Raw genomic sequence first — 22,603 nt, 5'->3', positions numbered from 1 at the left:
GAGTCAACCGAGCAACGCAACGCCGCGCTGCCCGCCTGGCTCCACTTCTACAATCACCACCGCGCCCACTCCGCCATTGGAGGCCGCCCACCGGTCACCCGGCTGACCAACCTCCCCGGACATCACACCTAGTCGCCCCCGAGCCCGACGCAGTCAGCCGTCGCGCTGAGGGGAACCTCCCCGGCGCCCTGCAGCGCGTCGGCCGCCCGCGAGCGCCCCAGGTTCCACTCCAGCCAGTCGTCGCCGCCGACCTCCCGACCCGCGAGCGCACACACGCGGTCGTTGCCGGTGAGCTCGGCCAGTGCGGGGACGGCGTCGTCGGACAGCCCGCGCAGGTAGAACCAGTCGACGCGGCCGGTGTCGTCGTACCGCGCCAGGTTGTGCCGGGCGATCCACGCGTCCGGGTTGGCCAGGGCCAGGCCGAGCAGGCCGACGACGCCGCTGATCAGGGCGAACCGCGCCAACCAGGCACCGCGGAGCCCGATGCCGCTGACGACGACGGCGAGGACCAGGACGCCGAGCCAGCCCTCGAAGACGTCGACGAGCAGCCGCAGGCGGGTGAAGCCGTAGGCCTCCTGGTAGACGTCCATCCGGTACAGGGCGGACGCGACGACGACCAGCGTCTCCGCGCACAGCGCGCCGAGGGCGACCCGCAGCCAGAGCCGGTCGGACGCGGTCTCGCGCGGGGCCTTGCGGGCGGCGACGGCGATCACCAGCAGGGTCAGGGCGGTCGCGACGGTGAGCTGGGCGAAGCCCTCGTGGACGTACTCGGCGTACGTCAGGCCGGTCGTCCGCTGCAGGTAGGCGTGCCCGCCGAACACCACCGTCGCCTGCGCGACGAGGAAGACCGCGAAGACCCCGACCACGACGAGGACGGGGGCGAGCCACTCGTACCGGCGCGCCACCGAACGGGAGGCCACGGACACACGGTCGACGCGCGGCGGGTTGAGGGAGAGGTACGCCGCGGCGAGCACCGTGCCACCGACGGCCACGGTGACGAAGGCCCGCAGCACGAAGGTGTCGATGGTGAGGTCCGGCAGCAGCGCGTCGACCCACTCCGCGACGAGCGCGTCGGCGGAGGCGAACAGGGCGCCGAAGACGACCAGTCCGAGCACCGACCAGACCAGGGTGCGGAGCGCGGCGGCGCCATGGCCGACGACCGGGATCGCGGCGATGGTCCGCCCCAGCCACGGCATCCCGCGCAGTCCCGCGACCGGCCACATCAGCCCGGACAGCAGGAATCCGCCGAGGCTGCGGCCCCGGGTCACGCCGATCACGCACAGGCCGGCGCCGGCGAGCAGGCAGAGCACGACCACCCACTCCGCATCGCGGACGACGGCCGTCGCGGCGAGCAGCACGCAGAGCCCCGCGCAGGCCAGCGTGAACGGGTCGCGTCGCTCACGGCTCGCACCGAGCACCACGGCTCCGGCGGCGAGCAGGACCAGGAAGGTGCCGATGCCCAGGGCCCGCTCGGGCAGGACCAGGCCGCCGAGCACTCCGGCTCCGAGGGCACCGAGCAGCAGGGCCGGACGGGCCGGGACGCCGCGCTCGGGCCAGAAGCCGCCGAGCAGGTCGTCGGTGATCGACGGCGGCGGGGAGACCGGCGCCGGCGGAGGTGGGGGTGCGATCGGAACGGACACGGGTGCCTCCTGGGTCGAGGGCGTCGACGGGACGGGTACGACGGCCGGGCGGGCCGCGGGTTCGCGGGGCAGCTCGACCCGGACGCGGGCACCGCTGCTCCCGTCGGCCGGGTCGAGGAAGCCGATGGTGCCGCCGTGCAGGTCGGTGACCCACCGGGCGATGGCGAGGCCCAGCCCGGTGCCACCGGTGCCGGCGGACGCGGCGAGGGTGCCGAACGGCTCGAAGACGCGCTCCCGGTCGGCCGCGGGAACCCCGGGCCCGGAGTCGCGGACCTCGATCCGGTACCGCTCCCCCGCGACCTCGGCCCGCACGACGACGGTGCCGCCGGAAGGGCTGTGCCGCGAGGCGTTGTCGAGCAGGTTGGCGACGAGCTGGTGCAGGCGCGCCGGGTCGGCGGTGACGACGAGCTCGGGCGGAGCCACGCGCACGTCGTACGTCACGCCGCGGCCGAGCGCCTCCGCCTCGGCCACCGCATCGGTCAGCAGCGAGGCGAGCGGCACGGCACGAGCCGCGAGCGGGGCCTGGCCGGCGTCGACGCGGGCGAGGTCGAGCAGGTCCTCGACCAGTCCACTCATCCGCTCGGCCTGGGCCAGCGCGGTCGCGAGCACCGCCGGGTCGTCGGGGACGACGCCGTCGACGACGTTCTCGAGCACCGCCCGCAGCCCGGCGAGTGGGGTGCGCAGCTCGTGGCTGACGTTGGCGACCAGCTCGCGGCGCTGCCGGTCGACGCCGGCGAGGTCGCGGGCCATCGTGTTGAACGCGCGCGCCAGCTCGCCGACCTCGTCGCGCGCGGTGTCGGGGACCCGGACGGCGTAGTCACCGGTGGCCATCCGCCGCGCGGCGTCGGTCATCTGCCGCAACGGCGAGGTCATCCCGACCGCGAGCAGCTGGGTGAGGGCGAGCGCGAGGCCGATGGTGACCGGGATGGTCAACCACGTGGGGACGCCGTCCGAGCGGCCGAGCGCGGCGACCAGCGCGGCGACGGTGGCACTGGCCGCGACGAGCAGGCCGAGCTTGACCTTGATCGAGCGGACGCCGACCAGGGGTTGGGGCGTCACGGCGACGGCACCTCCAGCGCGTAGCCCACGCCGTGCGCGGTGCGGACCAGGTCGGCGCCGACCTTGGCGCGCAGCCCCTTCACGTGGCTGTCGACGGTGCGGGTCCCGGTCGCGCCGTCCCAGCCCCAGACCTCGGCGAGCAGCTTCTCGCGGGTGACGACCGCCCCGGGCGTCGCGGCGAGGCACAGCAGCAGGTCGAACTCGGTCGGCGTCAGCCGCACCTCCTCCTCCCCGCGCCACACCCGCCGGGCCGGGGCGTCCACGCGGAGGTCGCCGAGATCGAGCGCCTTCCGCCCGGCCAGCTCGGTCGCCCGGTCGACACGGCGCAGCAGCGCCGCCACCCGGGCGACCAGCTCGCGCATCCGGAACGGCTTGGTCAGGTAGTCGTCCGCCCCGATCCCGAGGCCGACCAGCACGTCGGCCTCGTCCGCGCGGGCGGTGAGCATGAGCACCGGCACCGGTCGGTCGGCCTGGATCCGGCGACACACCTCGTGACCGTCGTACCCGGGCAGCATCACGTCGAGCAGCACCAGGTCCGGGGCGTGCTCGGCGTGTGCCGCCACCGCACCGGGGCCGTCGAAGGCCCGCACGACGTCGTACCCCTCGGCCTGGAGACGGTCCGCGACCGCCTGGTTGATGACCGGGTCGTCCTCGACGACGAGGACCAGGCGGCGCGCGCTCTCCATGCCTCCGAGGCTACGAGCGCGGAGGGGTGGAAAGCGGGGACGACGTGTGCAGGTTCTGTGCAGATCGGGGCAGATCCGTCCCGCAGGTCAGCCGCGCGCGTCGAGCTCGTCCTCGACGTACCGGTCACCGGTGGCGTAGAGCCCGCACAGGTAGAGCGGCAGGCACAGCGCGAGCAGGCCCAGGGTCGGGACGGTCCAGCCGCCCGTCGCGGCGTGCAGGACGCCGACGCCGAACGGGCCGGCCGCGGCGATGAGGTAGCCGGCGGACTGGGTGAAGCCGGACAGCGCGGCGGTGCCCTCGGGGGTGCGGCTGCGCAGGCCGATCATGGTGAGGACGAGCGGGAACGTGCTCGTGCCGCAGCCGATCGCCAGGGCCCACAGCCAGCCGAGCGGGCGGGGGTCGGCGAGGAAGCCGAGGTAGCCGATCGGGTAGCAGGCGATGAGCGCGGTCAGCAGCCAGCGCTGGTCGCGCATCCGTCCCGCGAGGACCGGGATGATCAACGACAGCGGGATGCTGGCACCGGTGACGACGCCGAGCAGCACGCCCGACGTCTCGGCCGAGTAGCCGGCGTCGCGGCACATCTGCGCGAACCAGCCGAAGATCGCGTAGGCCTGCAACGACTGCAGGCCGAACGCGCCCGCCATCGCCCACCCGAGCCGGGTGCGGGCGATGGCACTCACCCCGAGCGAACGAGTACGACGACCCTCGTGGAGGTCGTGCCGGATCAGCCCGATCCACGGCAGCACCGCGATCCCCGCGGTGACCGACCACGCGACCAGGCCGCGCGTGTAGTCGACCTGGTCGCCCCCGTCGGTCGCGATCGGCACGCTGAGCGCGGAGGACGCGGTGAGGCCGAGCGCCATCGAGGTGGTGTAGATCGCGGTGAGCTGTCCGACCCGCCCGGGGAAGTGCAGCTTGATCAGCGACGGCATCAGCACGTTGGCAGCCGCGGCGCCCGAGAGCGCCGTGAAGGACAGGACCAGGAACAGCCAGCCCTGGTGGACCTCACCGCGCGCCCACAGGCAGCCGGTGAGCAGCAGCAGCCCGAGCAGCGTGACCCGGTGCAGCCCCAGCCAGGACGCCAGGCGGGGGGCGATGCCGCCCACGGCCGCGAAGCACAGCACCGGCAGCGTGGTGAGCAGCCCGGCCTCGGCGTCGCCGAGCGGGACGCCCGTCCGGATCTCCTCCAGCAGCGGGCCGACGCTGGACGCGGCCGGGCGCAGGTTGAACGCCAGGACCACGATCCCGAGGACGACGAGCAGGCGCTGGAGGCGGGTGTCCTGGGCGACGTCGTCGGTGGTGGCTGTCACGGAGCCATGCAACACCAGACATCCGATGTCCATTCCGCCGGGCTCGGCCCCGGCCTCAGGTGCGGTACGTCGCCCGCCGGACCAGCACCTCGAACGGACCCCGCCGCCCGTGCCGCGCCAGCAGGTCCGCGAGGACGACGGAGCCCACCCAGGTAGCGATGGCGAGCAGGGTCGTCGCGGTGACGGTGAGGGTGCCGGCGAGACCGAGCAGGTAGGGCGTGAACACGACCGCCCAGACCACCGACTGCAGGAGGTAGCAGGTCATCGAGCGCTGCCCGGTCGCGGCGAGGGCGTCGACCAGCCTGCCGGGGCGGCCCTCGACCACGCTCTCGAGCCGGCGCGCGGCGAGCGTGACCAGGGCGGCGTACCCCAGCCCGCCGAGGACGCCCGCCGCGTCGTGGAGGGGTCCGATCACGTCGAGCACGCCGGTCGACGGGACCGGGGTGATGCCGGCCAGCACCAGCGCGACCGGCTGCGCACCGAGCACCGCGACCGTGGTGCCGACGACCCCGACCGTGACGAGCAGGCGACGGTAGCGCTCGGGCTGCTCGAGCACCCGGCGACGACCGGCCCAGAGACCGAGCAGGTAGGGGCAGGCGAACCCGATCGGCCCGAGCAGCGCGATGAACGCCAGCACCGGCGGGCGGTCGGCGAGCTGGGTCGCGAGGTCGGGCGGCAGCATCGCGGCCCCCGGCGGGTCGGTGCTGACCGACAGCGAGTCCGGCGACGGCAGGGCGGTCAGCACCAGGAACAGGGCAGCGACGACCAGCAGCCACCGGTCCGACCAGCGCACCGCCCAGGCACCGACGAGCAGCAGCACGCCGTACATCGCGAGGATGTCGCCCGCGAACAGGAACAGCCCGTGGACCACGCCGACCGCGAGCAGTACGCCGGCCCGTCGCCACAGCAGGTGGCGCACCGCGCGCGGGGTGGCGCCCGCGGTGACCTGACGGCGCACGATGAGCGCGACGCCGTACCCGAACAGGAACCCGAACATCGGGAACGCCCGGCCGTCGACGAAGGTCGCGATCAGCCAGGTGACCGCGCGGTCGAGCGCCGAGCCGTCGAGCGGGAAGCCGCCGCGGATCTCGGCACCGGCCGTCGTACCGGTCAGGAAGTAGTGGGAGTTGGCGAGCGCGATGAACAGCAGCATGCAGCCGCGGGCCAGGTCCGGCCCGAGGGCCCGCGCGGACAGGGCGACGGGGCCGGTGCTGGTCGTGCTGCTCACCGCGCCAGTCAAGCCACACCGGCGCGCGGCCACATCGGACCGCGGTCGGCGCCGCCCCCTACTTCGGTCGGGGCCCGGCTCCCGGGTCGATCACGCGATCAGGCCGGGCGTCCGGGCGACGGCAGCCTCGAAGCGGCGCTGGACGTCGGCCCAGTTGACGACGTTCCACCACTGCTGCACGAAGGTGGCCTTGTCGTTGCGGTACTGCAGGTAGTAGGTGTGCTCCCACATGTCGAGCATCAGCAGCGGGACCATGCAGATCGGGACGTTCCCCTGGTGGTCGAAGTGCTGGATGATGTACGGCCGCTGGGCCAGCGTGTCCCAGGTCAGCACCGACCAGCCGGAGCCCTGGACACCGAGGGCGTTGGCCTGGAAGTGGGCGCGGAACTTGTCGAAGCCGCCGAAGTGCTCGTCGATCGCCTGGGCCAGCTCACCGGTCGGCTTGTCGCCGCCGTCGGGCGACATGTTCGGCCAGAACACCGAGTGGTTGACGTGCCCGCCGAGGTGGAAGGCGAGGTTCTTCTCCAGCGTCGAGAGACTGCCGAAGGACTCCTTGTCGCGGGCCTCGGCGAGCTGCTCGACGGCGGTGTTGATGCCGGTGACGTAGGCGTTGTGGTGCTTGCCGTGGTGCAGCTCCATGATCTCGCCGGAGATGTACGGCTCCAGGGCGGCGTAGTCGTAAGGGAGCTCGGGCAGGGCGTAGGGGGTCATGATGCAAGCCTTTCGTTATTGCAAATGATTTGCAACAATGGGTCCGGGACTTGCTACCCCAGCGGGTCGTCCCCAGCGCGAGCTCGGCGGGAGCGTGCGCGTGGGGGCGGCCCACACCCTCAGGCCGGCCGCTCCACCAGGGCGAGCACGTCCGGGTCGGTCCACGTGTCCACGCCGACGATCCGGCCGTCGGCGACCGTGAACGCCATGACGCTGAACGTCTCGTCGTGCAGCGTGATGACCACGCCTGCCTGCCCGTTGACGAGCACCGGGTGCACGATCCGGTCGGGGTGGGCGAACATCAGCGCGTTGCGCGCGATCGTCTCGGCGCCCTCGTAGGTCACGACGCCGCCGCGCAGCGCGCCCAGGTCGGAGTGCAGCACCACGTCGGGAGCGAGGACGGCGACCAGCCGCTCGAAGTCGCCGGCGTGGGCCGCCGCGAAGAACGCGTCGACAACCTCGCGCTGGCGGGTCGGGCTGTCGGGGCGGACGGCGTCGGTGCCGCGGACCCGGCGCCGGGCCCGGCTCGCGAGCTGGCGGGTCGCGGCGGGGGTGCGCTCGACGATCGGCGCGATCTCCTCGAACTGGACGCCGAACAGGTCGTGCAGCACGAACGCGATCCGCTCCGCCGGGGCCAGCTGGTCCAGCACGACCAGCAGCGCCAGGCCGACCGAGTCGGCGAGCAGCGCCTGCTCCTCGGGCAGCGCGCCGTCGTACGGCGTCACGACGGGATCCGGCAACCGCTCGACCCGCTCCTCGAGCGAGTCCTCGCGCCGGGTCGCGCGGGAGCGGAGGGTGTTGAGCGCGATCCGGCCGACGACGGTGGTGAGCCAGCCGCCGAGGTTGTCGATCTCGGCGGCGTCGGTGCGGTGCAGCCGCAGCCAGGCCTCCTGGACCGCGTCCTCGGCCTCGGTGGCCGAGCCGAGCACGCGGTACGCGACCGTGTGCAGGTGGCGGCGGTGCTGCTCGAAGGCCGCAGCCAGGGTGACGTCGTCGTTCACGAGTGGTCCTCTCCTCGGGGTCGTCTGTCTGACCCCGAGCGGGCCCCCGATGTGACAGGTCCCGATCCTTTCGCAGATTTCTTCGCAGATCCGGTCACACTCCGGCGCGCCCGCGGGTCAGGGAGGTCGAACACCCCCCACCCCGATCAACCGAGGAGAACACGATGACCACCATCGAGCCCCGCATGGCCAACCCCGCCCAGGTCCTGCCCGACGCCTTCAAGGGCATCGGCAGCCTGCTGACCGCCGTCGCCAAGGGCGGCGTCCCCACCACCACCCTCGAGCTGGTCGCCCTGCGCGCCAGCCAGCTCAACGGCTGCAGCGCCTGCGTCCAGGGCCACCTCGAGGCACTGCAGGGCGCCGGCGAGTCCGTGGACCGCATCGTCGGGGTCGCGGCGTGGGGCGAGTCGCCGTACTTCGACGAGGCCGAGCGCGCCGCCCTCGCCCTCACCGACGCGCTCACCCGGCTCGCCGACAGCCACGACCCGGTGCCGGACGAGCTGTGGCGCGAGGTCACCAAGCACTACGACGAGAAGCAGGTCGCCGCGCTGCTGCTGCAGATCGCGACGCTCAACCTGTTCAACCGGGTCAACGTCGCGGTCCGCGAGCGGGCGGACGCGCCGAGCTGGAAGCAGGCCGGCTGATCTCGTCTCGGGCTCAGCCGAGGTCGGGCGGCGTCGTCTCCGTGAGCCGGGGATCGGGGTCGCCCGACGCCATGCCCAGCGCCCCCGCCACCACCCGACCGAGGGTGAGCAGGTCCGCCGGCTTGCGCTTGTCGAGACCGGCGACCAGCTGCTTGAGGATGGTGAGCTGGTCGAAGTAGATCCGCTCCGCCACGAGGTTCTCGTCCTCGTCGAAGACGAAGTACGCCGTCATCCGGGTCCGGTGCGCCGCCCCGGTCGGCGGCATCTTCCCGAGCGGTCCGAGGTGCGTCCCGGTCAACCAGAACTCCACGACCACCGCGTCGTGGGAGTGCCGGAACGCAATGATCTCGTGGTCCTGGTCCGGGAACGCGACCCGCGTGTCGTGGTAGTAGCCGCGCACCTCGTCGTCGCCGTCGTGCACCGTCATCGACGCGACCAGCTCGTAGTGCGGGTGCGGGAAGGTCGACAGCGTCGCGTCCCAGTCCTGGCGAACCTCGTCGTGGAAGTGGTCGAGCACCAGCTTCTCGCGAGCCCGGAGGACCTCGACGGGCGGCAGCGTGAAGCGGGACATCGGCGACTCATGGCGATCGGTCGTCATTCGGCCGGCGCCGTGCGCACCCGGCCGTCGTCGGTCCGGTAGCCCAGCGCGAAGCTCGGGCACCGGTCCACGACCTCGACGATCTCGTCCGCGCTCGCGCGGCTCGGTTCGATCCACGGCCGGGCATCGCGGTCGAAGACCGCCGGCAACCCCCGGACGCACTCGGTGGCGTGCCGGCAGCGGCCCGGCTCCCAGGTCACGACGATCCCGTCGCCGGCGTACTCGCGGATGGTCTCGCGGGGCTCCACGCCGACAGGGTACGCCGGGACGCGGCACCGGCCATCGCAAAATGCCGTGCGCTCCGGCGGCCACTCGTGCAGGTTGGGCACGTGAGCCTCCCTGCACCGCGACGACGAGTGGACGATGCCGACGCGCAGGACGTCGCCGCGGTCATCGCGAGCGTGATCCGGCCGCACGAGCTGGACGCCTGGGGCGTGTGGTGGCTCGACGGCGCCGGCCGGCCCGCCGCATCGCACGGACAAGACGGCGGGACGGACGAGAGCGAACCTGCGTTGTGGATCGAGGTGAGCGCCGACGACGAGGAGTGGTGGTACGGCGCCTGGCAGCCTCCCATGGACTGGCGCGTGTTCCTGGCCGCCTTCGGCGACCGCCTGTCGGAGTGGGTGAGCGAGACGTCGTTCGGCTGGGGCGAGTGGCGTCCGTCGGCATCGCCCGACCCCACATCCGGGCCGCCCGCGTTCGAGGCGAACCCCGACTCCTAGGCTCGCCCCCGTGAACCTCGTCGTGTGGATCGTCACCGGCCTGCTGGCCGCCCTGTTCCTGATGTCCGGCTCGATGAAGCTGGCCAAGTCGAAGGAGCAGATCCTCGCCGACCCGCGGTTGGGCTGGGCCGAGACGATGCCGCCCGGCCTGATCAAGCTGATCGGCGCGAGCGAGGTGCTCGGCGCGCTCGGCCTCGTGCTGCCCGGCGCCCTCGAGATCGCCACCGCCCTCGTCCCGGCGGCCGCGATCGGCCTCGCCGTGATCATGGCGCTCGCCGTCGTCACCCACCTGCGCCGCAGCGAGGCGCAGACCGCGGTGTTCAACGTCGTCCTGCTCGCCCTCGCCGTCTTCGTCGCCGTCGAGCGGATCGGCCCGCAGGCCTTCTGACACGGCTCCCCGGCTACGGCGCCCGGAAGATCACGCTCACGAACACCATGCCGTCGTCGTCGCGCCAGGCGCCGACAGCGGCCTGGCGGTACGACGGCCGCACGATGATCTCGTGGTGCGAGGGCGAGGCCATCCAGGCGCGCACCACGACGGCCGGGTCGCGGAAGCCCCTGCCGCGGGCGATGATCTCGCCGGCCCGTCGCCCGCCGCAGTGGTCGAAGACCTTGCTCAGTCCGGGGTAGTGGACCATCTCGTCGCGCACGGCCATCCGGTGCGACCGGGCCTCGGCGACCTCGTCGACGCAGGCCGAGGCGGTCAGCCCGGACAGGCCGCGGCGCTCCCGGCGCCGTTCGATCGCCTGCAGCACGGCCGTCTCGTAGTCGTCACCCATCGGATGGACGATCCGCTCCGGCGCGGACGCGGCGATCCCGGCGGGGCCGGCCACCGCGAGCGCGCTCGTGACCGCGAGCAGCGCGAGGACCGCGCGGACCAGGGCATGCATGGGGGGACACCTCCGAGTCGGTGTGAATCCCTCAACGCTGGTGCTTGATCGACTTCATCGTCAACCGTGAGTCCACGCGCGCGATGGCGGGATCGCTCATCAGCCGGGTGGTGATCCACTGCTCGTACGCCTCGAGGTCGCGGGTGCGCACCCGGATGAAGTAGTCGGGCAGCCCGAACATGCGGCGCAGCTCGACGACCTCGTCCATCGCGGCGGTGCGCTCCTCGAAGGCCTCCACCGTGGCCCGGTCCTTCGCGACGATCTCGGCGTGGATGAGCACCTCGAACCCGCGGCCGAGCGCTGCGTGGTCGACGGTGGCGGCGTACCCGGTGATGATCCCGTCGGCCTCCAGCCGCCGCACCCGGCGCAGGCAGGGCGCGGGCGTCAGGCCGACCCGGTCGGCCAGCTCCTGGTTGGTCAGCCGGCCCTCGCGCTCCAGGAGAGCGATGATGGCGCGATCAATGGAATCCACGCAAGTATCGCGCGCCATTGCCCTCAGTCCGGGCAATGTTCGCAATCAAAGTGCTCGCGAAATCGCCTAGCGTCGCACCCATGCCCGCCACCCGTACGACGACCGAGACGCCACTCGCGACCGCGGCCCGCGACGCCGGCGCCGTGTGGGCCGGCCTGTTCGCGCTGGGCATCGGGTTCGGCGTGCTCGTCACCGAGCACGGCCTGCCGTGGTGGCTGGCACCCGTCATCTCGACGGTGGTGCTCGCCGGCTCGGCCGAGTTCCTGCTCGCCGGGATGCTCGCAGCGACAGCGCCCGTCGCGGCGATCGCGGTGACGACCTTCCTGGTCAACTGCCGCCACCTGTTCTACGGGCTGTCCTTCCCGCTGCACCGGGTCGAGGGCCGGTGGGCGCGCGGCTACAGCGTCTTCGCGCTCACCGACGAGGCCTACGCCCTGCTCACGGCGCGCGAGGACCGCGAGCTCACCAGCGCCCGGGTGCTGTGGACGCAAGCCGGCCTGCACCTGGCGTGGGCCGCCGGCTCGCTGACCGGCGCGGTCGCCGGCTCGGCCCTGCTCGGCGGGCTCGAGGGCCTGGACTTCGTGCTCACGGCGCTGTTCGTGGTGCTCGCCCTCGACGCCTACCGCGCCTGCCCCGACCGGCTCGCGCTGCTCACCGCGCTCGCGTCGGCCGGCTTCGCCTGGCTGGTCGCGCCCGGCTCGCTGCTGCTCGTGGCGTTGTGCTGCTACACCGCGGCGCTCGTCGTCCGGCACCGTCGGGAGGTGCGCCGTGGCTGACCCCGGGTACGTCGTCGCGGCGCTCGCCGCGGCGGTCGCGGTGACCTTCGCGCTGCGCGCCCTTCCGTTCGTCGCGCGGGCGGCGATCCGGGAGTCACGGCTGCTCGCCGACCTCGGCCGATGGATGCCACTCGGGGCGGTCACCGTGCTCGCGGTCTACTGCCTGTCCCTCATCGACCTCGGCGGGCCCGGCCACGGCGCAGGCCCGCTGGCCGGGCTGGTCGTCACCGTGGCCATGCACCTGTGGCGGCGCGACGTGCTGCTCAGCGTCGTGCTCGGGACCGCGGCGTGCGTGGCGGTGAGCAGCCTGCTCTGAGATCGAGGCTCAGGACTTCATCGCGATGATCTGGACCAGGTTGCCGCAGGTGTCGTCGAGCACGGCGACGTACGCGTCGCCGATGTCGGTCGGCGGCTGGGTGAAGGTGACGCCCAGCGCAGTGAGCCGGGCGTGCTCGGCCTGCACGTCGTCGACGGCGAACTGGGCCAGCGGGATGCCGTCGGCGACGAGCGCGTCACGGTACGGCTTCACCGCCGGGTGGCCGGCCGGCTCGAGCAGCAGCTCGGGGCCGTCGGGCGCATCGGGCGAGACGACGGTGAGCCAGGCGGCGTCGCCGAGCGGCATGTCGTGGCGGACCTGGAAGCCGAGGACCTCGGTGGAGGAAAGGTCGCTACGGCGCTCTGGTCGTCGACGAAGATGCTGGTCAGGTCGATCCTCATGGGGCGTCCCCTGAGTGGTCGGGGTGATGCAGCTCGGTGCGGCCCTGCCGCTCGCACGTCAACGACGGTCAACGACGCAGGGAGACCGCCCGGACCCGTCCGCCACGGCCGGGGATCATCGTCACGTTGCGGTGGATCGGCCGCTCCGGCGCGGGATCGTCGACGACGAGGTCGGCGCGCCGCACGATCTCGGGTACGACGATCCGCAGCTCCTCCATCGCCAGCGCAGCCCCCAGGCAGCGGCGTGTCCCGCCACCGAACGGCAGCCACTCGTGGGCACCCGGCTTGCGGCCGAGGAAGCGCTCGGGCGCGAACCGGAACGGGTCCGGGTAGAGGTCGTCGCGGTGGTGGAGCAGCAGGATCCCGACCAACAGGCGGCTGTCGGGCGGCACGACGACGTCGCCGAGCTGCCACGGCACCTGCACCCGACGCCCGATGAGAGGGACGACGGGCCGCACCCGCATCGACTCGGTGATCGTCGCCTCGAGGTACCCGTCCGGGTCCTCGCCCGAGCGCACCACGTCGCGCAGCCGGTCGTCCGCGGCCGGCGTGCGCAGCAACCGCTCGAAGGTCCACGCGATCGAGTTCGCCGTCGTCTCGTGACCGGCCAGGACGAGGGTCAGCAGCTCGTTGCGCAGCTCGAGGTCACTCAGCGGCGCACCGTCCTCGTCGCGGACGTCCAGCAGCAGGCTGAGGATGTCGTGCCGGGCACCCGGCTCGTGGGCCGCCCGACGCGCCGCGATCACGTCGTACATCGCCGTGTCGAGACGCGCGACGATCCACTTCTGCGGACCGACCGACTCCTCGCGGTCGAGGTTGAGCAGCTCGGCGAGCTGGGCGAGCGGGCCGACCGAGAGCCGCAGCGTCTGGCGTACGACGTGCCGCAGGCGCGCCTCCTGCGGCGCCGCCCGGTGGTCGATGCCGAAGACGCCGCTCATGATCACGTCGAGCGTGATCGCCTGCGTGGTGGCGGCCAGCGGGAACGGCGTGCCCGTGGTCCAGCGGTCGAGGTGGCGCCGGGTCGCGGTCTCGATCTCCGCGCGGTAGCGGGCGATCGCGTCGCCGTGGAAGGACGGCATCATCAGCTTGCGGCGGCGCCGGTGCTGGTCGCCGACGGCGGTGAGCACGGACAGCCCGAGGATCGGACGCACCGGCGACTCACCCGCGAGCGAGGGCGCCACGTCGGGGTGGGCGGCGAACAGCGAACGGACGTGCTCGGGGTGCCGGGTCACCACGACCGGCTTCGGGTCGAGCAGGCTGGCGAACGAGAACGACTCGCCCCGTCGCGCGCCGGCGAAGAACTCCCCGCCGAGGTCGGCGGTGATCCGCAGGCTCTGCCGCAGCCGGTTCGGGTGCCCGGTGGCCGGCGCGGCCGCGCCGGTGCTGCCGGGCTCGAGCGGTCCCGCGGCCGACGGCTCCGGGAGGACCGGGTCGAGCGCGGCACCGGTCGAGGGCCGCGCGTACCAGGGATCCGGACGGCCGCGGCGCATCAGGAGACCGACCAGTCCGCGCGCAGGATGCTGTAGGAACAGCAGTCGCGGTAGGCGCCGTCGCGCCACTGGGCACCGCGGACCGTGCCCTCGCGGGTGAAGCCGGCCTTCTCCAGGGCCCGCTGCTCGGCGACGTTCTCGACGTCGGTACAGGCCTCGACCCGGTTGACGTTGGTGTGCCGGAAGAACAGGTCGACCAGCGCCCGCTGGGCCGCCGTGCCCGCCCCACGGCCGCGCGCCTCCGGGCGCAGCCCGATGCCGATCATCGGGTTGCGCGACTCCGGCATCGGCCCCCACTGCTGCCAGATCCAGCTCACGCTGCCGAGCAGCAGGCCGTCGGTGTCGCAGACCGCCATCCCGCCGTGCTCGCGCAGCACCGGGGAGTAGGGCTCGGTGCGCGGCACCCGCGGCCCGAAGTCGTCGTACGGCGCATCGCCGACCGCCAGCAGCGGCAGGTCCTCGGCCACGACGGGCCGGAGCACGACGTCCATCTCATCCCCTCCGGGTCGTCCGCCACAGCAGCGCTGCCGCGGCCACCTGCAGCACGCCGATCACCACCGCGAGCAGCGTCACGTGGTGGTCGACGAGCGCGCCCGCGACGGCGCCGCCGACGAGGGCACCGATGCCCTGCACGGCGGCGAACACACCGTACGCCGTGGCCCGGCGCCCGGCCGGGACCAGATCGGCGACGTACGCCTTCACCGTCGAGTCCTGCACGCCCGTCGCCGCGCCCCAGACCACGACGCCGGCGAGCACGAGCACCAGCCGGTCGGTGAAGACGCAGAGCGGGACGACCGCGACGAGGAGGGGTACGACGAGCAGCACCCGCCCGCCCCAGCGGTCGAACATCCCGCCGGTCGCCAGCGCGGCCAGCGCCTCGACCCCCATCGCGAGCGCGTAGACGAGCGGCACCGCGGCCGCCGCGACCAGGCCGGCCTCGACGAAGCGGTAGGACATCACGCCGAAGGTCATCAGGCCGGCGGTGGTGAGCGCCGCGGACAGCGAGAACAGGTGGAAGGTGCGCGGCAGGTCGGCGCCGACCGCGGCCGCGCGGACCTCGGCCCAGGCGCTGCGAGGGGGCCGGTCGGTGGCGGGCGCGTCGAGGTCCGGCTCGGCCCGGGTCGCGATCGGTGCCCGGCGACGCAGCTGGGCGAGCAGCAGCATCGCCAGCGCACCGGGGATCGCGAGCACCGCGAAACCCGGCCACAGCAGCCCGGTCAGCGCGGCGATCCCGGCCAGCAGCAGCGGTCCGGTGAACGCGCCGACCTGGTCGAGCGCCTTGTGGACCGCGAACCCCTTGCCCCGGCCGGTCGAGGTCGCCATCCGCGCCAGCAGCGCGGACTTCGCCGGGCTGCGGACCGCCTTCCCGGTGCGCTCGAGCACGATCAGCGTCGCGGCGACCGCGAGTCCGGCGCTGCCGAGGAACGGCGTGACCGCGAGCAGCGGCACGCACACGGCCGTCATCGCGTAGCCGACGACGGTCAGCCGCCAGTGGCGGTTGCTGTGGTCGGCCCACGGCCCGGTGACCAGGCGGAACATCAGCGCCACCGCCTCGCCCGCACCGGTGACCAGGCCGACCGTCAGCGCCGACGCGCCGAGGCTGCCGAGGAACGGGCCGGCCATCGCCCGCATGCCCTCGTAGACCATGTCGGCCGCGAGGCTGACCAGGCCGAACGCGAAGACCGTGCGCCACGGCGTCCAGACCGGGCGAGCCGGCGCTGCCCGGTCGGAGGAGGTCACCCTCAGATCCAACCAGCCCCACTGGCGATCAGCGCGAGGCCGAAGAGCGCGAAGAGCGCGGCGGCGCCGTACTTGATGACCTTCTCGGGCAGCTGCTTGCCGAGGACCGCACCGACACCGATGGCCAGCGCGTCCGCGGCGACCATGCCGAGCGTCGAGCCGAGCCAGGTGCCGAACCAGCCCTCCCGGGTGGCCAGGGTGATCGTCGCCAGCATGGTCTTGTCACCCAGCTCGGCAAGGAAGAAGAACAGGGCGACCACGAGCACCGCGCGGCCGGTGGCGCTGGTGGCCTTGCGCTCGTCGTCCTCGGTCAGCTCGTCACCGCGCAGCGTCCACAGCGCGAAGCCGAGGAACGCGATGCCCGCGCACACCTCGATCGTGCCCTGGTAGTCGGCGAACGCGTCGCCGATCGCGTAGCCGATGCCCACCGACACCAGGTGCACGACGGCGGTCGCGGCGGTCAGGCCGATCAGCACGTCGCGGGCGCGGTAGCGGGTGGCGAAGGTCATCGCCATGAGCTGGCTCTTGTCGCCGAGCTCGGCCACGAAGATGACCGCGGTGCTCAACAAGAACGCGTACATCAGGGTTTCCTCTCCGGCACCCGGCCGAGGAACCCGTCGCGATGACGTGCCTTCGACCAGGCACGTCCGTCACAAAACAGGTCGCACAACTGGTCGAAAGTCTCGTCCGCCACCTCGCAGTGGCCTGCTGCGCCGGGCCCGCAAGCGGTCCAGTGTGTCGACGCAGCCGTTGAGGACTACTCCCCTTCGTGCCTCCAGCCTACGGGTGTCCACCACCCGGCGACGAATCGCCCGCGACCAGCCCGAACGCGGCGAGCAGCGACGGGGCGTCGGCCGCGTTGCGCAAGGGCGGGCCGCCGCCGACCTCCGAGAGCGCACGGGACAGCGCGTAGTGGTCGAGCCGGTCGCCCACGACGACGTGGTCGAGCGAGGGGTGCAGCACCGCGGTGAGGACCAGGTTGTCGTGGTGCTTGTCGTCCTCGTCGGCCGTGATCACCACCGCCAGCCGCCCCGACTTCCAGTCCGGCCCGGCGAGCACCCGGCCGACGACGTCGCGCATCCACTGGTCGGCCGCGTCCAGCCCGCAGTCGTGGGCGTCGTTGCACAGGTCCGGCACCGCCATCCCCACCGCTGGCAACCGACCGGCGGCGACGTCCCGGTCGAGGTCGGTCAGTGGGACGTCGTACGACGAGCAGGCGGTCCGCTCGTCGACGAAGTAGGTCCACGGGTTGTGCCGCACGGCGTACCGGTCGTGGTCGGCGCCCGAGCACCGCGACGGCATCCCCTCGGCGTACACCCCCGCCGTGCGGCCCGCCGCCACCGCCTGCCCGAACACGCTCGGCCCGTCCAGCCGGTGTGCGGCCGGGGTCCGGTCGTCGGCGATCCCGAACGTGTCACCACCCGCGATGGCGAGGTAGTTGGGCAGCGACGGGTGCGTCATCGCGTGGTAGTCGGTCGCGTGGCCGTAGCGGGTCGCCAGGTCGTAGGTCCACGGCATGCCGCCGCGCATCTGGTCGAGCGAGTGGTTCTCGACGACGAGCACCAGGATCTTGTCGACCTGGTGGGCCGCGGCGGTGGGCGTCGGGGTGGCGGTCGGCACGGGAGTGGGCGTGGGCGTCGAAGTGGGCGTGGGGGTGGGGGTGGGAGTCACCGTCGCGCCGGCGTCGGCCCCGGTCGACGGGGGCGCCGCCGGCCCGTCCGACCCGCCGCCGCACGCCCCCAGCAGGAGTGCCGCGGAGCAGGCGATGGCAGCTCCGACGCGCCGCACGGCGTCAGGCCCCGATCGGCGCCAGGGCACCGGCCAGCGCGCGCAGGCCGTCGGGTGCCACGCGGTAGTAGGCCCAGCGTCCGCGCTGCTCGCGCGTGGCCAGTCCGGCGTCGACGAGCAGCTTCATGTGGTGGGAGACGGTCGGCTGGCTGAGGCCGACCGGCTCGGTCATGTCGCAGATGCAGGCCTCGCCCTCGGGCGCCGCCGCGATCAGGGACAGCAGCTTGACCCGGGTGGGGTCGCCGAGCGCCTTGAACATCCGGGCGAGGGTCTCGGCGGCCTCGTCGCTGACCAGGCCACCGGTGACCGGCGAGCAGCAGGCCGCGAGGTCGTCGGGCTGGATCACCGGCAAGGAAGAAGGCATGGATCCATTGTGCCCAACCCATTGACATCTGTCGATGCGTTGGCCAAGGTTGCTCCATCGAAGAACGTCGATACGTTCTGGACCCGAGTCGAGGAGCACGCTGATGGACGACCTGCCCGTCGTGGTGATCGGCGCCGGCCCCCAGGGCCTCGCCGCCGCGGCCCACCTGCTGGAGCGCGGACTGGAACCGCTGGTGCTGGAGTCGGGCAGAGGCCCGGCCGCCGCGGTCGCCGAGTGGGGTCACGTGCGGCTCTTCTCGGCGTGGCCCGAGCTGGTCGACGCCGCCGCGGTCCGGCTGCTCGAGCCCACCGGCTGGACCGCTCCGGCCAGCGGCTACCCCACCGGCGCGCAGTGGATCGAGGGCTACCTGGCTCCGCTCGCGGCGGCACTCGGCAACCGGGTGCAGTACGACGCCCGCGTGACCGGGGTGTCGCGCAAGGGTCGCGACCGCCTCGTCGACGCCGACCGGGCCGCCCAGCCGTTCACCGTCCACCTCAGCGACGCCGCGGGCCGCGAGACCCGGGTCGAGGCCCGCGCCGTGATCGACGCTTCCGGCACCTGGCGGCGACCGAACCCCGCCGGCGCTGACGGCCTCCCGGCCCTGGGCGAGCGCTCCGCCGCAGAGCTGCTCACCTCCCAGGTGCCGGACCGCACCCGTCCGGAGCGCTACGCCGGCCGGCACACCGTCGTCGTCGGGTCCGGCGACTCCGCGTTCAACGCGATCCACGAGCTGGTCCGGATCGCGGGCGACCACCCGGGGACCCGGATCACCTGGGCGATCCGGCGCGTCGTCGGCGAGGGCACCTTCGGGGGCGGCGCGGCGGACCAGCTCCCCGAGCGCGGCGCCCTCGGCCAGCGGGCGCGACGCGCCGTCGAGTCCGGGGCGGTCGACCTGGTGACCGGGTTCCGGACCGCCGAGATCAGGCTGCAGGAGGAGCGGGCGATCCTCGTCGGCGAGGACGGCCGCGCCCTCCCGCCGGCCGATGCGGTCGTGGTGCTCACCGGCTTCCGTCCCGACCTGTCCTTCCTGTCCGAGCTGCGCCTGGACCTCGACCCCACCCTCGAGGCGCCGCGCCGGATCGCGACGGAGATCGACCCGAACATCCACTCCTGCGGATCGGTGCAGGCGACCGGCGCCGCCGACCTGGCCCAGCCCGAGCCGGACCTCTACCTGGTCGGCATGAAGTCGTACGGCCGCGCCCCGACCTTCCTCGCCCTCACCGGCTACGAGCAGGTCCGCAGCGTCGTCGCCGCGATCGCCGGCGACCACGAGGCGGCCGCCCGTGTCGAGCTGGTGCTGCCCGACACCGGGGTGTGCGGTGGCGCCGGGGTCTTCGACGACCCGGAGGCAGCGGGCGGCGGTTGCTGCGCACCCGCACCGCGATCGAGCGACGGGATCGAGCTGCTGCAGATCGGGCTCGTCGGGGCCGAAGAGCACGCCTGAACGGTGCCGAAGGTCCCTGTCCCTGGCGACGCCGCGGGCCGGATGATCGCGCTGTGCCCGCACCCACCACCTACGAGGTCAACGCCACGGCCCGCCCAGGCGACGACGCAACCCTGACCGCCGGCGGCACGACGCTGCCGATCGACGCCGCGTGGGGAGACGGGCCGTCAGGCTCGCCCGGCCCGGCCGATCTGCTCGCCGGCGCCTTCGCGGCCTGTCTGCTGAAGAACCTGGCCCGATGCCGCGAGCTGATCGGATTCGACTACGACGATGCCGAGGTCACGGTCACCGCTCGCCGCCAGGACGCGCCACCACGGTTCGTGGAGATCACCTACGCACTGCGGGTGAGGACCACGGAGCCGGCACGCCGGGTGGACCTCGCGCACCAGAACCTGCGCAAGTTCGGCACGGTCTTCAACACCCTGGCCACGGTGTGCGAGGTCCGGGGCACCGTTGAGGCGGTCCCGCCGACCGGGTGAAGGTGGGTCCGTTCGTCACGAGGCCCGCTCGAGGCGGGGGGCCAGGAGACGGACCCGGGTGGCGAGCTCGTCGTACGCCCGGTCGAAGGCGGCTCGGGTGCCGGCAGCGACCGGGTCGGGGATCGACCAGTGCACGCGCGATGCCGCCCCGAGCTCCTCGTGGGCGAGATCGCACACCGTGACGAGGAGGTCGTCCCCGGCCGGACCGACGTCGTCGAGGTGCTGGGGGGCGACGTCCGGCAGGTCGAGGTGCCGCCGGCGCGCGACCGCACGAGCACCGGCGGCCACCCGGTCGGCCGGGTGGGTGCCGGCCGAGGCAGCCGGGATCGTGCTCGCCGCACGCCACAGGGCGGCCGCCAGGTGGGAGCGGGCCGTGTTGGCCGTGCAGACGAAGACCACCCGGCCGGGCGTCGCGAGCGACGGTCCGCCCGTCAGCGCCAGACCTGTCACCAGGCGCCAGTAGCTGCGCCGACCGTCGCCCTCGGAGCGGTGTCGCGCGACGACCCCCGCCCCCTCGAGAACCTTCAGGTGGTGGGCGAGCAGGTTCGACGGGACGTCCAGGCGGGCCGAGAGCTCCGAGGACGCGGCGTCACCGACCGTCAGCAGGTCCACCACGCTCAGCCGGGTGGCGTCCGCGAGCGCCGCATGGACCTCGACCCGGCGCTCGATGGTGGCAGTTTGCTCAACGTTCATTGCCTCAAGTTTGACTGAGCAATATCGGCCGGTCAAGATGGGCGCCGTGAGCACCTCGCTGTCCCGCCGCCTGCTGGCCGAGCTCCTCGGCACCGCGTTCCTGGTCGCCGCCGTCATCGGCTCCGGGATCGCCGCCAGCCGGCTCTCCCCCGGCGACACCGGCCTGCAACTGCTCGAGAACAGCCTCGCCACCGGCGCCGCCCTGGTCGCGCTGATCATCGCGTTCCAGCCGGTGTCCGCCTCGTTCAACCCGGTCGTGACCCTCGTCGAGCGCGCGCTCGGCCGGATCGGCACCACCGAGGCACTGGCGTTCGTCGTCGCCCAGGTCGTCGGCGGCTGCCTCGGCGCGGTCGCCGCCAACCTGATGTTCGGCCTCGACGCCGTCGTCGTGTCCGGGCACACCCGCGACGGCGGCGGGGTGCTGCTCGGCGAGGCGGTGGCGACCTTCGGCCTGGTCCTCGTGGTGTTCGGGGCGCTGCGCTCGGACCGGATCGAGACGGTCGCGTACGCCGTCGGCGGCTACATCGCCGCGGCGTACTGGTTCACCAGCTCGACCAGCTTCGCCAACCCGGCCGTGACCATCGCGCGGACCCTCTCCGACACGTTCGCCGGGATCGCGCCGTCCTCGGTCGCGGCGTTCGTCGTGCTCCAGCTCGTCGGCGGCGCGCTCGCCGCGCTCGCCGTCCGCTTCCTCCACCCCACCGTCCAGGAGCAGCCATGACCCGGCCGACCGTCCTGTTCGTCTGCGTCCACAACGCCGGCCGCTCGCAGATGGCCGCCGGCTTCCTGCAGCACCTCGCCGGCGACCGGGTCGAGGTCCTCTCCGCCGGCTCGCAGCCGGCCGACCAGGTCAACCCGGTCGCGGTCGCGGCCATGGCGGAGGAGGGCATCGACATCGCCGCCGAGCAGCCGAAGGTGCTCACCGAGTCGGCGGTCCGCGAGGCCGACGTCGTGATCACGATGGGCTGTGGCGACGAGTGCCCGTTCTTCCCCGGCAAGCGCTACGAGGACTGGGTCCTCGACGACCCGGCCGGCCAGGGCATCGACGCCGTCCGCCCGATCCGCGACGAGATCCGCCGCCGGGTCGAGAGCCTCGTCGCCGAGCTGACGAGCTAGACCGGGACCGGCGTCGACCAGGTCGGCGCGTGGTCCTTGTCGACCAGCACGGACCGCACGCCCTCGACGAAGTCGGCGCTGCGGATCATCTCCGCCGCGCTCCCGAGCTCGGCCTGCAGGCACTCCTCGAGCGAGCGGCCGCGGCCTTCGACGAGCAGGCGGTCGGTCGTCGCGAGGCTGTACGGCGACGCGGACTCCAGCGCCGCGAGCGTCTCCGCCGCCCAGGCCGACGCCGGACCGGCGTCGGCGACCAGCCGCGCCAGCCGCTCGGAGATGCCGGCGAGGTCGGGCGAGCTGAACACCCACTCCAGCTCGGGCCGCACCGGGGCGAGGTCGCCTGCCGAACCGGGCGAGGAGGGCGCGAGCTCGCGGAGCAGCTGCTCGAGCGGGCCGTCGTACCCGGCGATCAGGTCGGGCAGGCGGGCCAGGTCGGCGGCCGAGCAGGCGTGGGTGGCGAGGCCGAGCGCAAGCGCGTCGGCAGCGCCGATCCGGGCGCCGGTCAGGCCGAGGTAGCGGCCGGTGTGGCCGGGCAGGCGGGGCAGGAAGTGCGAGCCGCCGACGTCGGGGAAGAAGCCGATCTTCGTCTCCGGCATCGCGAAGGAGGCCTCCGGCGAGACCACGACGAACGTGCCGTGCACCGACAGGCCCATCCCGCCGCCCATGCAGATCCCGCCGACCAGCGCGACGACGGGGACCGGGTAGCTGCCGAGCAGCGCGTTGACGGCGTACTCCGTCTCGAAGAACCGCATGCTCTCGTCGTGCCGCTCGGCCAGCGAGTTCTCGCGGACCCGGCGGATGTCGCCACCGGCGCAGAACGCCCGGTCCGACGCGCTCTCCACGACCACCGCACGCAGTCCGGCGTCGCGCCACTCCTCGAGCGCGGCGTGGATCCGCTCGACCATCCCGAGGGTGATCGCGTTGAGCGCCCGCGGGCGGTCCAGCACGATCCGGCCCACCGGGCCGAGGCGTTCGATGCGTACGTCGTCAGTGTCGACCTGCTGCACGTCGTCGAGTGTCCCAGTGGGAGGCTGGAC

General features: G+C 73.4%; 29 protein-coding genes. 10 read left to right on the top strand and 19 right to left on the bottom strand.

Annotated elements, in window-relative coordinates; genetic code table 11:
- On the top strand, nt 1-132 hold a 132-nt coding region (locus ACZYRU_RS22745), incomplete at its 5' end, for an integrase core domain-containing protein (protein ID WP_488959379.1).
- On the opposite strand, the gene ACZYRU_RS22740 is transcribed toward ACZYRU_RS22745, so the two are convergent.
- The 6 genes from ACZYRU_RS22740 to ACZYRU_RS22715 all read right to left on the bottom strand — a co-directional run bounded on the left by ACZYRU_RS22740 (nt 129) and on the right by ACZYRU_RS22715 (nt 7,636).
- The gene (locus ACZYRU_RS22740; RefSeq protein ID WP_488959368.1) at nt 129-2,699 is read right to left on the bottom strand and encodes a DUF4153 domain-containing protein; all 2,571 of its coding nucleotides are present in this window, start codon (nt 2,697-2,699) and stop codon (nt 129-131) included. The genes ACZYRU_RS22745 and ACZYRU_RS22740 overlap by 4 nt on opposite strands.
- Nucleotides 2,696-3,385, bottom strand: coding sequence for a response regulator (locus tag ACZYRU_RS22735; protein WP_488959367.1), 690 nt, complete (start codon nt 3,383-3,385; stop codon nt 2,696-2,698). The genes ACZYRU_RS22740 and ACZYRU_RS22735 overlap by 4 nt, the downstream gene beginning before the upstream one ends.
- A gap of 87 nt (nt 3,386-3,472) precedes the next feature.
- The gene (locus tag ACZYRU_RS22730; RefSeq protein ID WP_488959366.1) at nt 3,473-4,696 is read right to left on the bottom strand and encodes an MFS transporter; all 1,224 of its coding nucleotides are present in this window, start codon (nt 4,694-4,696) and stop codon (nt 3,473-3,475) included.
- Between the two features lie 55 nt (nt 4,697-4,751).
- Entirely contained in the window at nt 4,752-5,924 is a 1,173-nt protein-coding gene (locus tag ACZYRU_RS22725) for a DUF418 domain-containing protein (protein WP_488959365.1), read from the bottom strand.
- Between the two features lie 90 nt (nt 5,925-6,014).
- Nucleotides 6,015-6,635: a superoxide dismutase gene (locus tag ACZYRU_RS22720; RefSeq protein ID WP_488959364.1), complete on the bottom strand. Its 621-nt coding sequence runs from the start codon at nt 6,633-6,635 to the stop codon at nt 6,015-6,017.
- Nucleotides 6,636-6,754: 119 nt separating this feature from the next.
- Nucleotides 6,755-7,636, bottom strand: a complete 882-nt coding sequence (locus ACZYRU_RS22715) for a sigma-70 family RNA polymerase sigma factor (RefSeq protein ID WP_488959363.1) — start codon at nt 7,634-7,636, stop codon at nt 6,755-6,757.
- Nucleotides 7,637-7,800: 164 nt separating this feature from the next.
- Between ACZYRU_RS22715 and ACZYRU_RS22710 the strand changes: the two genes are divergently transcribed.
- Nucleotides 7,801-8,280 (top strand): carboxymuconolactone decarboxylase family protein, encoded by a 480-nt coding sequence (locus ACZYRU_RS22710; protein WP_488959362.1) that lies wholly within the window; start codon nt 7,801-7,803, stop codon nt 8,278-8,280.
- Between the two features lie 13 nt (nt 8,281-8,293).
- On the opposite strand, the gene ACZYRU_RS22705 is transcribed toward ACZYRU_RS22710, so the two are convergent.
- Together ACZYRU_RS22705 and ACZYRU_RS22700 are read right to left on the bottom strand one after the other, a co-directional pair.
- Nucleotides 8,294-8,851, bottom strand: coding sequence for an ester cyclase (locus ACZYRU_RS22705; protein ID WP_488959361.1), 558 nt, complete (start codon nt 8,849-8,851; stop codon nt 8,294-8,296).
- A 23-nt stretch (nt 8,852-8,874) separates the two neighbouring features.
- Nucleotides 8,875-9,126 carry a (4Fe-4S)-binding protein gene (locus ACZYRU_RS22700; protein ID WP_488959360.1) on the bottom strand — a complete coding sequence of 84 codons (252 nt, stop codon included), beginning with the start codon at nt 9,124-9,126 and terminating at the stop codon, nt 8,875-8,877.
- Between the two features lie 81 nt (nt 9,127-9,207).
- Between ACZYRU_RS22700 and ACZYRU_RS22695 the strand changes: the two genes are divergently transcribed.
- Nucleotides 9,208-9,600, top strand: a complete 393-nt coding sequence (locus ACZYRU_RS22695; protein WP_488959359.1) for a hypothetical protein — start codon at nt 9,208-9,210, stop codon at nt 9,598-9,600.
- A gap of 10 nt (nt 9,601-9,610) precedes the next feature.
- Nucleotides 9,611-9,988 carry a DoxX family protein gene (locus ACZYRU_RS22690; protein ID WP_488959358.1) on the top strand — a complete coding sequence of 126 codons (378 nt, stop codon included), beginning with the start codon at nt 9,611-9,613 and terminating at the stop codon, nt 9,986-9,988.
- Between the two features lie 13 nt (nt 9,989-10,001).
- Here ACZYRU_RS22690 and ACZYRU_RS22685 read toward each other — a convergent pair whose 3' ends face one another.
- Both ACZYRU_RS22685 and ACZYRU_RS22680 read right to left on the bottom strand, forming a co-directional pair.
- Nucleotides 10,002-10,490: a CAP domain-containing protein gene (locus ACZYRU_RS22685; protein WP_488959357.1), complete on the bottom strand. Its 489-nt coding sequence runs from the start codon at nt 10,488-10,490 to the stop codon at nt 10,002-10,004.
- A 31-nt stretch (nt 10,491-10,521) separates the two neighbouring features.
- Nucleotides 10,522-10,962, bottom strand: coding sequence for an Lrp/AsnC family transcriptional regulator (locus ACZYRU_RS22680; RefSeq protein WP_488959356.1), 441 nt, complete (start codon nt 10,960-10,962; stop codon nt 10,522-10,524).
- 80 nt (nt 10,963-11,042) lie between these two features.
- On the opposite strand from ACZYRU_RS22680, the gene ACZYRU_RS22675 reads away from it, so the two are divergent.
- On the top strand, nt 11,043-11,738 hold the full coding sequence (locus tag ACZYRU_RS22675; protein WP_488959355.1) for an AzlC family ABC transporter permease: 696 nt from the start codon (nt 11,043-11,045) through the stop codon (nt 11,736-11,738).
- Nucleotides 11,731-12,054 (top strand): branched-chain amino acid transporter permease, encoded by a 324-nt coding sequence (locus tag ACZYRU_RS22670; RefSeq protein WP_488959354.1) that lies wholly within the window; start codon nt 11,731-11,733, stop codon nt 12,052-12,054. The genes ACZYRU_RS22675 and ACZYRU_RS22670 overlap by 8 nt, the downstream gene beginning before the upstream one ends.
- A gap of 9 nt (nt 12,055-12,063) precedes the next feature.
- On the opposite strand, the gene ACZYRU_RS22665 is transcribed toward ACZYRU_RS22670, so the two are convergent.
- From ACZYRU_RS22665 to ACZYRU_RS22635, 7 genes are all read right to left on the bottom strand, one after another.
- Complete coding sequence (locus ACZYRU_RS22665) at nt 12,064-12,360, bottom strand: VOC family protein (protein WP_488959353.1); 297 nt, start codon at nt 12,358-12,360, stop codon at nt 12,064-12,066.
- A 163-nt stretch (nt 12,361-12,523) separates the two neighbouring features.
- A complete protein-coding gene (locus tag ACZYRU_RS22660) occupies nt 12,524-13,945 on the bottom strand; it encodes a cytochrome P450 (RefSeq protein WP_488959352.1) in 1,422 nt (473 codons plus the stop codon).
- Nucleotides 13,945-14,436, bottom strand: coding sequence for a GNAT family N-acetyltransferase (locus ACZYRU_RS22655; protein ID WP_488959351.1), 492 nt, complete (start codon nt 14,434-14,436; stop codon nt 13,945-13,947). The genes ACZYRU_RS22660 and ACZYRU_RS22655 overlap by 1 nt, the downstream gene beginning before the upstream one ends.
- 1 nt (nt 14,437) lies before the next feature.
- Nucleotides 14,438-15,685 carry an MFS transporter gene (locus ACZYRU_RS22650; RefSeq protein ID WP_488959350.1) on the bottom strand — a complete coding sequence of 416 codons (1,248 nt, stop codon included), beginning with the start codon at nt 15,683-15,685 and terminating at the stop codon, nt 14,438-14,440.
- Nucleotides 15,686-15,687: 2 nt separating this feature from the next.
- On the bottom strand, nt 15,688-16,266 hold the full coding sequence (locus ACZYRU_RS22645) for a TMEM165/GDT1 family protein (protein ID WP_488959349.1): 579 nt from the start codon (nt 16,264-16,266) through the stop codon (nt 15,688-15,690).
- Nucleotides 16,267-16,465: 199 nt separating this feature from the next.
- A complete protein-coding gene (locus tag ACZYRU_RS22640) occupies nt 16,466-17,305 on the bottom strand; it encodes an alkaline phosphatase family protein (RefSeq protein WP_488959348.1) in 840 nt (279 codons plus the stop codon).
- Between the two features lie 172 nt (nt 17,306-17,477).
- Nucleotides 17,478-17,837 (bottom strand): ArsR/SmtB family transcription factor, encoded by a 360-nt coding sequence (locus ACZYRU_RS22635; protein WP_488959347.1) that lies wholly within the window; start codon nt 17,835-17,837, stop codon nt 17,478-17,480.
- Nucleotides 17,838-17,940: 103 nt separating this feature from the next.
- Between ACZYRU_RS22635 and ACZYRU_RS22630 the strand changes: the two genes are divergently transcribed.
- On the top strand, nt 17,941-19,281 hold the full coding sequence (locus tag ACZYRU_RS22630; RefSeq protein ID WP_488959346.1) for an NAD(P)-binding domain-containing protein: 1,341 nt from the start codon (nt 17,941-17,943) through the stop codon (nt 19,279-19,281).
- 53 nt (nt 19,282-19,334) lie between these two features.
- Nucleotides 19,335-19,760 (top strand): OsmC family protein, encoded by a 426-nt coding sequence (locus ACZYRU_RS22625; protein ID WP_488959345.1) that lies wholly within the window; start codon nt 19,335-19,337, stop codon nt 19,758-19,760.
- Nucleotides 19,761-19,775: 15 nt separating this feature from the next.
- On the opposite strand, the gene ACZYRU_RS22620 is transcribed toward ACZYRU_RS22625, so the two are convergent.
- A complete protein-coding gene (locus ACZYRU_RS22620) occupies nt 19,776-20,453 on the bottom strand; it encodes an arsenate reductase/protein-tyrosine-phosphatase family protein (protein WP_488959344.1) in 678 nt (225 codons plus the stop codon).
- Nucleotides 20,454-20,490: 37 nt separating this feature from the next.
- On the opposite strand from ACZYRU_RS22620, the gene ACZYRU_RS22615 reads away from it, so the two are divergent.
- Both ACZYRU_RS22615 and ACZYRU_RS22610 read left to right on the top strand, forming a co-directional pair.
- Entirely contained in the window at nt 20,491-21,174 is a 684-nt protein-coding gene (locus tag ACZYRU_RS22615) for an aquaporin (RefSeq protein ID WP_488959343.1), read from the top strand.
- Nucleotides 21,171-21,569, top strand: a complete 399-nt coding sequence (locus tag ACZYRU_RS22610; RefSeq protein ID WP_488959342.1) for an arsenate reductase ArsC — start codon at nt 21,171-21,173, stop codon at nt 21,567-21,569. Before ACZYRU_RS22615 ends, ACZYRU_RS22610 begins: the two co-directional genes overlap by 4 nt.
- Here ACZYRU_RS22610 and ACZYRU_RS22605 read toward each other — a convergent pair.
- Nucleotides 21,566-22,573: an enoyl-CoA hydratase/isomerase family protein gene (locus ACZYRU_RS22605; RefSeq protein ID WP_488959341.1), complete on the bottom strand. Its 1,008-nt coding sequence runs from the start codon at nt 22,571-22,573 to the stop codon at nt 21,566-21,568. The two genes, ACZYRU_RS22610 and ACZYRU_RS22605, sit on opposite strands and share 4 nt — an antisense overlap.
- Nucleotides 22,574-22,603 lie beyond the last annotated feature (30 nt).

Source organism: Nocardioides sp. F233, assembly GCF_057813895.1.
This window is presented reverse-complemented; position numbering and strand designations above follow the sequence as displayed.

Excerpts from the sequence above, each read along its gene's own strand:
- ACZYRU_RS22705 (WP_488959361.1), bottom strand. The coding sequence starts at position 8,851 with ATGTCCCGCTTCACGCTGCCGCCCGTCGAGGTCCTCCGGGCTCGCGAG.
- ACZYRU_RS22610 (WP_488959342.1), top strand. The coding sequence starts at position 21,171 with ATGACCCGGCCGACCGTCCTGTTCGTCTGCGTCCACAACGCCGGCCGC.
- ACZYRU_RS22645 (WP_488959349.1), bottom strand. The coding sequence starts at position 16,266 with ATGTACGCGTTCTTGTTGAGCACCGCGGTCATCTTCGTGGCCGAGCTC.
- ACZYRU_RS22660 (WP_488959352.1), bottom strand. The coding sequence starts at position 13,945 with ATGCGCCGCGGCCGTCCGGATCCCTGGTACGCGCGGCCCTCGACCGGT.
- ACZYRU_RS22630 (WP_488959346.1), top strand. The coding sequence starts at position 17,941 with ATGGACGACCTGCCCGTCGTGGTGATCGGCGCCGGCCCCCAGGGCCTC.
- ACZYRU_RS22685 (WP_488959357.1), bottom strand. The coding sequence starts at position 10,490 with ATGCATGCCCTGGTCCGCGCGGTCCTCGCGCTGCTCGCGGTCACGAGC.
- ACZYRU_RS22735 (WP_488959367.1), bottom strand. The coding sequence starts at position 3,385 with ATGGAGAGCGCGCGCCGCCTGGTCCTCGTCGTCGAGGACGACCCGGTC.
- ACZYRU_RS22620 (WP_488959344.1), bottom strand. The coding sequence starts at position 20,453 with ATGAACGTTGAGCAAACTGCCACCATCGAGCGCCGGGTCGAGGTCCAT.
- ACZYRU_RS22665 (WP_488959353.1), bottom strand. The coding sequence starts at position 12,360 with ATGCCGCTCGGCGACGCCGCCTGGCTCACCGTCGTCTCGCCCGATGCG.
- ACZYRU_RS22655 (WP_488959351.1), bottom strand. The coding sequence starts at position 14,436 with ATGGACGTCGTGCTCCGGCCCGTCGTGGCCGAGGACCTGCCGCTGCTG.
- ACZYRU_RS22615 (WP_488959343.1), top strand. The coding sequence starts at position 20,491 with ATGGGCGCCGTGAGCACCTCGCTGTCCCGCCGCCTGCTGGCCGAGCTC.
- ACZYRU_RS22675 (WP_488959355.1), top strand. The coding sequence starts at position 11,043 with ATGCCCGCCACCCGTACGACGACCGAGACGCCACTCGCGACCGCGGCC.
- ACZYRU_RS22710 (WP_488959362.1), top strand. The coding sequence starts at position 7,801 with ATGACCACCATCGAGCCCCGCATGGCCAACCCCGCCCAGGTCCTGCCC.
- ACZYRU_RS22635 (WP_488959347.1), bottom strand. The coding sequence starts at position 17,837 with ATGCCTTCTTCCTTGCCGGTGATCCAGCCCGACGACCTCGCGGCCTGC.
- ACZYRU_RS22720 (WP_488959364.1), bottom strand. The coding sequence starts at position 6,635 with ATGACCCCCTACGCCCTGCCCGAGCTCCCTTACGACTACGCCGCCCTG.